Below are 13,523 nucleotides of genomic sequence, written 5' to 3' on the forward strand. Positions count from 1 at the left end.
ATATTAAAATGTAACATCAAGTCCAAAAATCACAGATTTTGGCTGTGGATATCTTCCTAAATCAATACCTGCAGAATTTGCATTGGCGTCTGCACGTGCGATCTCAGGGTCTAAACCGCTATATTTTGTAACTGTAATTAAGTTTTGTCCGCTTACATAGAATCTTATTTTTGAAAAATAGGCCTTAAATGCATCGCCAGAAAATGTGTATCCAACGGCTATATTTTTTAGTCTTGTATAGGATCCATCTTCAATATAACGTTGATTTGCAGAAGACCAGTTGATATCTGCACCTTGTGCTCTTGGTAAAGTAGCAGATGGATTTGTGACAACGCCATTTACGACAATTGCTCTGTCTAATACATCGGTACTTGCATTAAATAAACGATTCATTCCTTTTAGGTCAAAAGTATTTGCATTGAAAATATCATTCCCTTGAACTCCTGATATAAAGCAGTTAAAATCGAAATTTTTGTAAGCTGCAGTAAGGTTTAAACCATAAGTAAAATCCGGATATGGATTCCCGATATTTGTTTTGTCATCTGAGTTGATTATTTTATTGCCATCACGATCTACAATTCTAATATCACCTGGTTTTATATTAGTCTGACCTGGTCCAAAAACAGCATCTACTTCTGCCTGATTTTGATAGATTCCATTGGTTTGATATCCATAAAAATAGAATAACGGCTGACCTACTTCCAGTCTAGAGAAGTTTTCAAGTCCAGCTCTGGCTGCTGGACCACCTAAAACACTAGTTACTCCTGGCGCTAAGCCGGTTACTTCGTTTTTACTTGTTCCTAAATTAGCTATGGCAGACCATGTAAAATCTCCTTTTCTGTCATTATAACCTAATGATATTTCAAATCCGCTTACTTTCACATCGGCAACATTTTGAATCTGAGTTCCTCCACCGGCAGATCCTACAGATGCAGCTAACGGAACAGCAAAAAGAATATCACTGCTTTTATTATTAAAATATTCAAAAGATCCGGTAAATTTATCTTCAAACAAACCAAAATCCAAACCTATGTTTCTGTCCTTTTTAGACTCCCATTTCAAGTTAGGATTAGAAGCAACTCCCATAGAAACACCTTGTGCATTCCCTCCATTAATTGGATAATTATAAGTGGTAAGTAATGTAGCGGCGTACTGATAATTGTCTATTCTGTCATTTCCTGTCGTACCGGTACTGGCTCTAAGTTTCAATGTGCTGAAAATAGAATTTTCCATAAAACTTTCTTTAGCAATATTCCACCCTAAGGCAACTGAGTAGAAGTTACCCCAGCGATTATTGGCTCCAAAACGAGATGAAGCATCTCTACGTCCTGAAACGGCAAGTATGTATTTATCATTATAATCATAATTGATACGGGCGATATAACCAATATTTTTTTCTACATAATTGGCTGAACCTAAACTACCTTCATTATATCTTAACTGATCAATTTCATCCGAAATACTGTAACGGCTTCCTGCTGCTAAAGTTTGCGATTTTCCATCAATTTTAGTAATAACTCCTAATACTTCAAGATTATGTTTTCCTGCAATTGTAGTTTTATATGTTAAGCTGTTATCAAAAACAATAGTCTGACCTTGTCCATTTGTTTCATTTGTTGTAGAAAATGCTTGTTTATGATAAGAGCCATCCTGAAAACTAGGAACAAAAGTATGATCCTTACTTGTATAATAATCTAAGGAAACTTGTGATCTGAATTTTAACCCTTTGTAAATTTCTAACTCAGCGTAGATATTTCCTATTAAGGATAAATTATTAATTTTTTGATATCCTAAATTTGCTACACGTACAGGATTCTCTGCATCATTACCATCAATAGCACTAGGCCCTTGATACCCGCCTAAACTTGCACCATTGTAAATAGGGAAATAAGGTGCCATTTTAATAGCGTGTTCCAATAATGTTCTTCCTCCCGAACTACGCTCTGGATTGATTGTACTAAAAGACACACCAATATTGCTTCCTACTTTAAGTTTCCCAATATCCTGTGTATTATTGGCTCTAAAAGAGTAGCGTTCAAAACCTGTATTGATAACAGCTCCTTCCTGCTTTAAATATTCGGCTGAATAACGGCTCGTAGAGGTCTCTGTACCATTTGAGAAACTCAAATTGTAATCCTGCATCAAACCACTTTGAAAAATTTGGTCTTGCCAATTGGTGTTTGTATTTCCAAATTCAGCAGCTCTTGCCGTTAAATCACTTCCTAAATCTTTAGCATATTGAAGATATTGCTGTGTATTTAAGACATCATATCTTTTGGTAATGGTCTGAGATCCTATATAAGTGCTAAAATTTAGTTGGCCAGGGCCCTTTTTTCCTTTTTTAGTTGTAACCATAATTACTCCATTGAACGCTTTTGAACCATATAAAGCCGTTGTCGAAGCATCTTTTAAAACAGACATTGACTCTATATCATTAGGGCTTAATCCGGATAAATTACCTGTCAAAACACCATCAATTACATATAAAGGAGCACTGTTTCCCATGGTAGCCAAACCACGAATGGTAACTGTAGGATTAGAACCCGGTGCGCCATTTACAACAGTAACACCCGCAGCCCTTCCTTGTAAGGCTGATTCTGCATTAGTAATAGGCACTGCGGCAATATCTTTTGCGCCCACTGTTGAAATTGCTCCGGTTACTTTTGTTCTCTTTTGAGTTCCGTAACCTACAATAACCTCATTTAAGTTTTGGGTGGATAGTGCCAATACAACATCAATTGTAGTTCTGCTACCAGGAGTTATGGTCTGCGAGATCAATCCGACATAAGAATATGTTATTTTATCTGTAGGGTTAACTCCTTTTAAAGAGTATTTACCATCAAAATCTGTTGAGGCGCTATTTTTTGTACCTTCTACATTAACGCTGGCACCTGGTAAAGGAAATCCCGAAGGATCAGTAATCACCCCCTGTATCGTCTTTGATTGTGCCATTAAATTCTGACTGCTAATTATTAGCAATGCAATTATTGCAAATTTTAATTTTAACATCATTTTAATTGGTTTTTTGATTAGTTTAAATAGTTGTTTGGTTGTAAAGTTTAATTATTATAACAATCATGATTTAAGCTTATTGGCTGTTTTTTATTTTAAATTTTAGAATTTACCACTAAGAAGAGAGGTCTAAATTTTAATCAAAAAAAGAGCACTTTTTAAATGCATAATTTTGGTTTTCATTCCATATTTAATAGTGTGTTTTAATGGTTAGTAAAAGTTTTTTGTTAGATCCAAAAGTATGATGTTAACATAAAATTCACATACTAAATATGATGCAAAAAATATAAATTTTGTAGCATAAAGTTTATAATATTGGCGTATTTCTGGTTTTTGTGTTGATTTAAAACAGTAAAGTCAAAAAAAATATTAATATTTTTTATATATGATTTTTTTGTTATGTTTAAAAAATAACAGCTATTTGTATGTATTTAATGATTTGTTAAGAGATGAAATTTAATCCGGTACAAAAAATCAAACTAATAATTGTTTCTAAATTAAATGACGCGGCATTAATTTATAAAGCTCAAATTCTTTAAACAGAGCAGATTATTGAGTTATTGATAAAGCAAAAAAAAGACGGTAGAAATCTGCCGTCTGGACACAAGTACAAAATAAACACGAATTTCATCAAATGAATTAGTGTCAATTAGTGAAATTTGTGTTTAAAATTCATTTATAATATTTGTGTCCACAAGCTAGCGGTATAAACCGTCTTTGATTCCTTTAAAATTTTATTGTTTGTTGTTGTGAGTAGGGAGGTAGCCGTATTTTTCTTTATAGCATTTTGTGAAATAAGATGGAGAACTAAAACCCACCTTAAAACTAATCTCAGTTATGGTATCGTTGCCGAGTTCTATTAATTCTTTTGCTTTTTCTAAACGTACGTTACGTATAAATTCATTTACAGTTACCCCGGTTAGTGTTTTTATTTTTCGGTACAATTGGCTTCTGCTTAAAAATACTTTCGAGGCCAAAACTTCAACACTTAGCTCAGGTTTGCTAATGTTTTCATGAATGTAATTCAGGATGTTTTTTATGAATTCATTATCTAAAGTGGTTGTTTTTTCTTTTGCTTTTGGAGTGATTCCGTTATAAAATTTATTAAACATAATTTGCCTGCTGTTAATGAGCTGTACCAAACTGGATCTTAAAATATCCATATCAAAGGGTTTACTCAAATACAAATCTGCGCCAGAGTCAATCCCTTCTAATTTATCTTTAATTAATGCTTTTGCAGATAGCATCATTAAAGGAATATGGCTTGTTTTTAAATCAGCTTTAATATTTTTACACAATTCTAAACCGTTCATAACCGGCATAATTACATCTGTTAATATTAAATCAGGCAGTTTTTGCAAGGCAAGTTCTAAACCAATCTGACCGTTTTCTGCCGTTATAACTTTATATTCTTTTTTGAGTTCGTTTTTTAAATAATTTCGCAATTCGACATTGTCTTCAACTATCAAAATAGTATGAACCCGATCTTGTTTTTCCTGGTCATATTGTGATGTTACCGGTGCTTTTTCCTCAATAGGTGTAAAGCTTACTTTTTTGTCCTTTTTAAATTCTTCAAGTAGTATTTCGTTTTTATTAAAAAAGTCCTTTCCTGTAGGAAATAATAGTTTAAAAATTGTGCCAACGCCCAGTTCGCTTTCTACTTCTATTATTCCTTTATGTAATTCTACAAATCCACGAACAACTTCCAGGCCTATTCCTGTGCTTCCGTAATATGCTTTATTTAAATTATTTACCTGATAGAAACGGTCAAAGATTCGCTTGATGTCTTTTTTGTCTAATCCCGCTCCGGTATCTTCAACAATAACCTTAAAGTAAGAATTAGTACTAATTGAATTTATCAGCGGAAAATGTCTTAATTCGTCGTTGACCACTATTTTGATTTTTATTTCCCCATTATCTGGGGTCACTTTAAAAGCATTAGAAATAAGATTAAAAATGATTTTTTCGAACATTTTAGGATCTATCCAATCTTTTAATGCTGCTTTATCAGATTCAAAAACAAGCTTAATTCCACGACTTACTGCTTCTTCATCAAAATAACTCACGATTTCTTTTGTAAAATCAATTACATCAATGAGCTGTAATTGAAGCGTCATTTTATTAAACTGCAGTTGATTAAAATCCATTAACTCGTTGATTAATCTTGAAAGCCTTTCGGAACTTTTTTGAATAGTCTGAAGTTTATTTAATACTGTGTCTGGTACATCCTGGCTATTATTTTTAATGATATCAGCTAATGGATTTAAAATTAAAGTTAGCGGAGTTCTAAACTCATGTGAGATATTGGTGAAAAATTGTAATTTTTTATTGTTTAACTTTTCAATTTGAATAGCCTTTTGCTTTTCAAATTGTATGATTTGCTTTTGTTTGAAACGATTTTGATAATATTGATTGCCAAAATGAACTGCAGCTAGTAGTAATAAGGCATAAAAGAGATAAGCAAAAGATGTTTTCCACCACGGGGGTAAAACTTCTATTTTTAATTCTAATGGTGGGCTCCACACTCCGTTTTTTTCGGCTGCTTTAACCTTAAAAACATAGTGGCCCGGTGTTAAGTTTGTGTAAGTTGCCGAGCGTTTATTACCAACGTAATTCCACGAATCCTCGAAACCTTCCAGATAATAGGCAAATTCATTTCTGGCCGGAAAAGAATAATTAATGGCAATAAAATCAATTGTAAATACAGACTGATCATGTTTGAGGATTATTTTTTTTGTTTCAGAGATTACTTTTATTAAAGGTGAATTCTCTTCAAGTGGTCCAACTGATTTATTGAAAATTTTCAGATCACTGAGGTAAATCGGAAGCTGTTTTTTACTTTTAACTAAATTTGCAGGATTGAGGTAGTTTAAACCTTCATAACTTCCAAAATAGAGTAATCCGTTTTCATCTTTAAGAACAGCATTGTTATTAAAATCATTTCCCGGTAAACCATCATAGGTGGAGTAATTTATGGCAGTTTTGTTTTTTAAATTTAGTTTTGTGATGCCTTTTTTTCCGCTTAACCAAATCTCGTGATCATTAGACTCTACAATCGATGAAATTGATTTTTCACGAAGTCCTTCAAAGTTGATATACCACTTGAGGGAATCTGTTTTTTTATTGTAGTTGAATAATCCGGCGCCATCAGTACCAATCCAGATTTCTTTGTTTTTGGACTCATATAAAGTATTAATGGTATGTGTGCTTTTGTGATTTTTGAACTTTTCAGACATTTTATCCCGAAAAGATGTTACTGAAAAAGAAATATAATCATTTGTTTTAACCTGATATAAACCCGTTGTTGAACCTACCCAGACCGCATCATCGGAATCTACCATTACCTTTCTGATGTCTAAATTTGTTAGTCCATTTGTTTGGAAGGCTTTAGTATTACAATTGTGGAATTGACCGTCTGATGGGGTATAGTAATGCAGACCTTTTGAAAAGGTTCCTATCCAAATTACACCTTTTGAGTCTTCAGCAATACTCATAATATTGTCTGAGGTTAAATTAGGAGTGTTTTTTGTGCTGTAATTAATAAAGTTCCTGCTTCCTTTTTTTAAAACAAAAACTCCTTCATTCCAGCTCGATAGCCAAATATTCTGCTTTTTATCAATAAAAACATTGGTGATATTATCATTGGTTAACCCAGAATAAAAGCTGCTATTAGATCTGTTAATATGTTTAAAGCTTTTGTCTTTAGGATTGTAAATATCGACACCACCGCCTTCCATAGAAATCCATAACTGGCCTTGCTGATCTTTTGCAACACTGGTAACGCAACTGCTTTGTAATGATTGGGGATTTCCTGGCAAACTTTCTATGATACTTACCTTGCTGTCTATTTTGTCAAAGATTCCCAGACCCTTGTTATAATATCCCAGCCAAATTCTATTTTCTTTATCTAAAAATAATGACCAGACAGAATTTGAACTTAAACTACGAATGTTGAATTTATTGTTTGCATATTTTTTTTGAACAACACCCTGATCGTTCACAACAATTAAACCATCATTTTCTGTAGCACAGAGAATCGTTTGGGCATCTGTTGCCAGGATCGACATAATTCTTTTTTTTGTAATAGGATAAGAAACAACCTGTTTTGTCTTAGAATATAGATCTACTTTAAGAAGACCTTTAAATCCGTTACCAATCCATAAGTTTTGACCACTGTCAAAAAACATAGAGATAATAGTTCCTGAGAGCAATGCATTGTCTTTGCCAATCGTTACTTTTTTAATCTCATTTTTTATTGGGTCAACTACTTTTAAACCAAAGTTAGTGCCCAAATAAATGATTCCTCTTTTATCTTTTACCAGGCAGTTAATAAGGTAATTTGTGGTGGGAGCATCCGGCTTAATTTTAATGATTTCCCGCGACTTTATATTGAGTTTGAGTAAGCCACTATTAAATGTCCCTAAATAAAGATTTCCATTATTGTCTTCAATAATACTTTTGACAGAAACAACAGTTTCCTTTTTTATTTTTTTTTGAATATCAATACTTTCAAAAGTATTTAAATTGCGATTGTAAAGACATAATCCTTCATCTGTTCCAACCCACAACCGGTTGTCTTTATCGACGTAAGTAGCATAAATCAGGTTGCTATTAATAGAATTACTAAGCTTGGAATTTTGCTCGTATGCTTCGTAATTTATACCATCATATTTATATAAACCCGCACCATTTGTTCCATACCACATAATACCAAACTGATCTTGTGTAATGGTATAAATACCACTCTTTGAAGTCTCATTGTTCAGTAACCGAAATTGATAGTTTTCAAATGTATTTTGAGAAAACAAATTATTTATTATAAAAAATAAGATGACGCTGACTCTAAAATATTTTGTTTGGGACATAAAATGATTCGTAAATTAAAATTAAATATATAATATTAAATCCAAAACCAATTATTTGTTTTTCAAAAGAATACATAATATTGGTAATTTTTGAGTTTAAAAAAAATTAGTATATTTTTTTTTCACTGGCAGAGAAAGGGATTACAGAGTTGGTTGTATGCTGTATTTTAATTTAAAAATTAATTTAAAAATTAAATTTTATTCTAATTTAATCCTCTGTTTTTTTCTCATTATCCCTTCTTTCATTTAAATCTTTTTCTATCTGAATTTCTAATTTTTTATCTATGACATAAAAACATAAAAGAACTGCACTTATAATAAATATAAAGCCGGGATAGATACTTATAGAAAGTTTGATTCCTTCTACTGCTGCTGGTACTTGATTAACTTCTTCGGCTACATAACCATATTTAGATAGAAAAGCAGCGCCTAACGCTCCGCCAATACTTATCCCTATTTTTAATCCGAAAAGCATAGCTGAGAAAACCGTGGCAGTTGCTCTTCGATTGTTTTTCCATTCACTGTAATCAGCTACATCGGCAATCATGGCCCACAAAAGAGGAATCGTGATTCCGTAAATAAAACCATGTAGCAGCTGGGTTATAAAAACAATTGCGATAGCCGTTCTGCTGTAGAAATTAAAAACCAGCAAACTAATGGCAGATAAGAAAATAAAGATGATGTAGATGTTTCTTTTACCAAAGGCATCAGCAAGCGATTTTGAGGACACAATTCCAAAGATCATGAAAATAATTCCTCCGGCATTAAAGAGGCTAAATGCAGAAGTAGGAACGTCTTTTGGCCACTGAAAATCTACAAATCCCATTGCTGTTAAGGAACTATTGAGTCTGTTGATCAGGGAAGTAAAACCAATATCATTCAAAAAATCAGTTTGAGCAATAGGATCCAAATAATATTTAAAATAGAAAACATACATTCCCCCTTTTAGCGACAAGGTTATAAATACCAAAATGGTTACCAGTAAAATAACCAGCCATGGTCCGTTTTTAGATAAATCTATAAAATCCTGCCGGATAGAAGACTCCTGGTTCTTTGCAGGTATAATTCTTTCTTTTGTGGTGAAAAAAGTAATGAGTAAGCAAATCACGCCAACAATAGCAAATACTATCATCGTATTTTTAAAACCATCCGCTTTATTGCCATGTCCCAAAATTAGCACCATTGGCAATAAAAGGGACTGAATTATAAATTGGGCTATCATAACGGCTACAAAACGATAGGACGAAAGGCTGTTTCGCTCTTTCATATCACCTGTCAATACGCCACTTAAGGCCACATAAGGCAAGTTGTTTGCGGAGTAAATCATGACCAAAATAAAGTAAGTCAGAAAGGTATAAATGATCTTTCCGCTAGCCTGAAAATCTGGAGTTAAAAAAGAGAGGACAGAAGCAATTCCGAAAGGTAAAGCAGTCCATAATATCCAGGGCCTGAATTTTCCCCAGCGTGACTCAGTACGATCAGCAATAACTCCCATAATGATATTAAAAAAAGCACCAATAAAGCCACCCACAAAAATAATTATACTAGCAGTTCCGGCAGGAATTTTATATACATCTGTGTAAAAGAAAGCCAAAAAAGTCAGCAGGGTCTGAAAAATCAAATTTGCTGCAAAATCACCTAAACCGTAGCCTATTTTTTCTAGTACAGAAAGCTTTTGCGATGTATTACTCATAATGTATACTGATTGTTTTGTTCCTTTTTTACCTACTGTGTATTACCTTAAAGATATTTAACTGATTGATTATCAAAAATACAAAACCTTCCATTTTGTATTTCATATTGATAAGATCAGAAAAGTAAAAATAGTTTGAAATCATTAAAAAGCATTATCATTTTTGAAGCCTTTAATAGTTCATTTGAAGCATTATTAGTCTTAGTAAATCTATTATATAAATTGCTATTTTAGTTTATTACCGTAAAAAAAACTTAAAAACATGCGTTATGTTTCGTATTTGTATGTTGATTTATAGTTGTTTACTGTTTTTTGAAATACATGACAAGTTATATTTTTAAAATAAATGAGTTTTTCCGGTGTGGATATATTAGGAAGAAATTAAAACCTTGATGATTTAAAGGACTTGGAAAAGTAAAGTGTTCGTCAAATAATTTAATAATTCTTCAGTAGCGCCTTTTTTAAATCTGGAGCTTGTATAGTATAGCAACCAATTGCATTTTTTTAGATTACCTATTTTTAAGCGGAATCTACCTGTTCTGCCATAGAGATAAATTTGTAGTCTATCTTTATAATTCATTTTAATTTTATTTTTTGGCTTTTAAAAGTAGTATAATGCTTTTTATTGTGATTTTTTTTAATAAATTTTCAGATTATATAAAAAACAACCGATTGTTTTGTAGTTGTTTTTTATATATTTGTATTAAATAAACTCATTACCTAAACCTGATCAAATGCGAATTAATTTGTCTGAATAACTTATTTACGATGCCAAAGACAATGTTTAGGCATTTGTAAAGAGGTAAAACAATTTAATAAAGCTTTCAACTAAACCAATTAAAAAAATTAAACATGGTTCTAAATAATTTCATAAGCGAATCGCTGGTTAAAATCCGACTTTTACTAATTTTTTTTATGCTGATTATTCCAGTTTTGGTTATTGGTCAAAATAAAAAGAAAGTAGAAAAATCAGAATCTAAAAGACCTTTATACCGCAATCTTTTTGCAGCTGCGGGTTACAGCCAAATAGAAATAGACAAAAAGTTATCCCAGGCCTATTATGATATTTTTGAAGGACCCAATCGAGTATATTTTGAAGAAGGCGATTCGTTAGGATATGTTTCTGATCTAAAGAATAAAGATGCCCGCACCGAAGGAATGTCCTATGGAATGATGGTCGCGGTTCAACTCGATAAAAAAGAAGTTTTTGATCGTCTCTGGCGATGGTCTGTAAAATATATGCAACATCAAGACGGACCACGAGAAGGGTATTTTGCATGGAGCGTGAATCCGCAAACCAAGAAACAAAATTCTCCCGGTTCTGCTTCAGACGGAGAATTGTATTATATAACCAGTCTGCTCTTTGCGTCTAATAAGTGGGGCAATGATACGGGAATCAACTATTACAAAGAGGCCAGAAGAATACTAGATGCTATGTGGAAAAAAGATGGTACTGCCAATATACATAATATTATAAATACCGAACATAAGCAGATATCTTTTGTGCCTGAGGGAGGTGGATATCACTGGACAGATCCGTCGTATCATGTTGCTGCATTTTATGAAATATGGGCATTGTATGCCAAAGATGGACATGAGAAGTTTTATAAAGAATGTGCAGATGTTTCTCGTGATTTTCTGCATAAAGCCTGTCATCCCATAACAGGACTGACTTCAGATTATACTGAGTTTAATGGCGAACCGCATTCAACACCCTGGATGCCGGGAGGATTTCGTTACGATTCCTGGCGTGTTCCTATGAATATTGCAATGGATTATAGCTGGTACGGAAAGGATAAAAAATGGCAAGAAGAGTATGCTAAGAGATTTCAAAATTTCCTTAGGTCTAAGGGATTAGATACTTATGAGGATCAATTTAATCTGGATGGTTCTACTCCTGATTTTGTTCTTCAGGCTGGTCCTGTCAAGAAACTAAGACATTCAATTGGGTTAGTAGCAACAGCAGCAACAGCATCACTCGTTAATCCCGATAAAGAGAGTCTGGATTTTGTTCATGCGGTCTGGAATGCAAAGCTCGAGCCGTATGAGGATGGTTATTTTGACCCTTACTACGATGGGCTGATGTACCTTTTTAGTCTAATGCATCTTAGCGGAAAATATCAAATAATAGTTCCGGCAGTAAAATAACTTTAAAAGAAAAAAAAAGTAAATAATTATTTTTTTCAGGGTTTTGGTTTTATCAGATGGCGTACGTTTTGCAAAGAGAATAACGGTTTCTGTTAAAGAACACTTTAAACCTTCAGCAGTTGATCAGGGCAGGCTTATATTTGGTTAAGATTAAAATATATTGTTTCAAGACCGAACTGATCTTCTCTTCTGAATTTTTCTAAAAAACCAATTTTCAAAAGTATTTTTTCGGAAACTTTATTAGCAGGATCTATTGATGCAAAAATCGTTTTAAGTTTTAATTTTTCAAAACCATATTTGACTACAGCATATGCAATTTCTGTTGCTAAACCTTTTCCCCAGTATTGCTTGTCCAAAGCATAAATTAATTCATAATCATTGATATCTGACGATAAAATCAAACCGCAGTATCCAATAAGTGTATCATTATCCTTAGAGAATACTCCATACATGCCAAAACCTTTTAGTTTGTAATTTAAAATTGAAACTTCGATCCATTTCTGTGTTTGTTCTTTTGACAAAGGTTTGCCATCACCTACATACTTCATTAATTCGGCATTGCCGCAAATGGAGTATAGCGCTTCTAAATCAATTTGCTTGATCTGATTTATGTATGTTCTTTCAGTTTCAATAATCGTCATTTTGTATGTTTATAAAAGCTTTAATACGGGAGTATTTAATACACATATTTTTTGAGTGTTGATAAGATCAAATTGATAAAAAACGAAAGTATAAATTAATATTTAAATTTCAAACGAATAAAGATCTCCCTGTTTTTTTATGCATTCTTTGATGAGATATTATTTGCAATTTTTTACTGGTAGTAAAGTAGAAAACTCATCATTGTTGGTTTGTCCTTAGAGTTTTAAGTGGTAAAACAATCAATTAATTGACTTGTTAGCAGCCTGAGATCAGTAAAGAGATTAGTGGGTGAGGTTGGAGCAGTCATTTTTTTTTTTTTTTTCAGTTAGGATGCAACGTTTTAATTACAATATGCGTCTATGATTATGAAACATTACTTATTTACTATTATGACATTAAAACTGCAAAATTCCAGGACACTCTGGCTGGATTATCTAAAATCATTCATTACCGTACTGGTGGTTGCTCATCATACCTCGTTAGCCTATACCACTTTTGCATGGTTTGACAGTAGTGCTTATATTAATTCTACCGCCCCGATTGTAGATCATAAAAGATGGATTGGGATGGATATATTCGAAAATTATAATGATATTTTCTTTATGTTTCTCATGTTTTTTATCGGTGGGCTTTTTCTTGTGAAAAGTATAGAGAAAAAAGGAGCCATGTATTTTCTACGAGACAGAATTAAAAGGCTCTTTATTCCGTTTGTTTTTTTAGGTACACTCTTAATGCTTTTTTCTTATTTCCCAGCTTATTACCTGGCACATCAAAGTGCTAATATTTCAGATTATGTAATAGACTTTTTTACCATAGAAAATTGGCCTCCCGGTCCGCCTTGGTTTATAGGAGTACTGTTTTTCTTTAATTTAATTCTGGGAATTATATATCCTTTTATAAAAGAAAAATTCAATAGATGCTCTGATAAAGTTTCATTTTTCACCAATCGTCCTGTAGCTGTTTTTGCGGTTTTATTTTGTATTACTTTTATTTTATATGTACCAATAGCGTATTGCATTGGAGCAGGAAAATGGGTTTCTTTTGGGCCGCTTGATTTTCAACTGAGTAGATTACTGGTCTATTTTGGGTATTTCGTATTGGGTGCTATTGTAGGTAACAGCGATTTTGATAATCATATTTTTTCATCCAATTCGCGTTTTGTT

The 13,523-nt window shown here is 32.7% G+C and carries 6 protein-coding genes; 2 read left to right on the plus strand and 4 right to left on the minus strand.

Annotated features, from left to right (window positions below; translation table 11 throughout):
* Positions 1–3 precede the first annotated feature (3 nt).
* The 3 genes from GIY83_RS07155 to GIY83_RS07165 all read right to left on the minus strand — a co-directional run bounded on the left by GIY83_RS07155 (position 4) and on the right by GIY83_RS07165 (position 9,570).
* Entirely contained in the window at positions 4–3,012 is a 3,009-nt protein-coding gene (locus GIY83_RS07155) for a TonB-dependent receptor (RefSeq protein WP_208686018.1), read from the minus strand.
* A gap of 734 nt (positions 3,013–3,746) precedes the next feature.
* Positions 3,747–7,877, minus strand: a complete 4,131-nt coding sequence (locus GIY83_RS07160) for a hybrid sensor histidine kinase/response regulator transcription factor (RefSeq protein ID WP_208686020.1) — start codon at positions 7,875–7,877, stop codon at positions 3,747–3,749.
* 208 nt (positions 7,878–8,085) lie between these two features.
* Positions 8,086–9,570 (minus strand): MFS transporter, encoded by a 1,485-nt coding sequence (locus tag GIY83_RS07165; protein ID WP_208686035.1) that lies wholly within the window; start codon positions 9,568–9,570, stop codon positions 8,086–8,088.
* A gap of 915 nt (positions 9,571–10,485) precedes the next feature.
* Between GIY83_RS07165 and GIY83_RS07170 the strand changes: the two genes are divergently transcribed.
* Positions 10,486–11,718, plus strand: coding sequence for a glycosyl hydrolase family 8 (locus tag GIY83_RS07170; RefSeq protein WP_208686037.1), 1,233 nt, complete (start codon positions 10,486–10,488; stop codon positions 11,716–11,718).
* 134 nt (positions 11,719–11,852) lie between these two features.
* Here GIY83_RS07170 and GIY83_RS07175 read toward each other — a convergent pair whose 3' ends face one another.
* Complete coding sequence (locus GIY83_RS07175) at positions 11,853–12,359, minus strand: GNAT family N-acetyltransferase (RefSeq protein ID WP_208686039.1); 507 nt, start codon at positions 12,357–12,359, stop codon at positions 11,853–11,855.
* Between the two features lie 366 nt (positions 12,360–12,725).
* Here GIY83_RS07175 and GIY83_RS07180 point away from each other — a divergent pair.
* Positions 12,726–13,523, plus strand: a 798-nt coding sequence (locus GIY83_RS07180) for an acyltransferase (protein ID WP_208686041.1), incomplete at its 3' end; no start/stop codon positions are given.

Source organism: Flavobacterium sp. SLB02, from assembly GCF_009664855.1.
GTDB lineage: Bacteria > Bacteroidota > Bacteroidia > Flavobacteriales > Flavobacteriaceae > Flavobacterium.

Bases quoted from the DNA above. Each gene is read 5' to 3' on its own strand.
- GIY83_RS07155 (WP_208686018.1), bottom strand. From the start codon at position 3,012: ATGATGTTAAAATTAAAATTTGCAATAATTGCATTGCTAATAATTAGC.
- GIY83_RS07160 (WP_208686020.1), bottom strand. From the start codon at position 7,877: ATGTCCCAAACAAAATATTTTAGAGTCAGCGTCATCTTATTTTTTATA.
- GIY83_RS07165 (WP_208686035.1), bottom strand. From the start codon at position 9,570: ATGAGTAATACATCGCAAAAGCTTTCTGTACTAGAAAAAATAGGCTAC.
- GIY83_RS07170 (WP_208686037.1), top strand. From the start codon at position 10,486: ATGCTGATTATTCCAGTTTTGGTTATTGGTCAAAATAAAAAGAAAGTA.
- GIY83_RS07175 (WP_208686039.1), bottom strand. From the start codon at position 12,359: ATGACGATTATTGAAACTGAAAGAACATACATAAATCAGATCAAGCAA.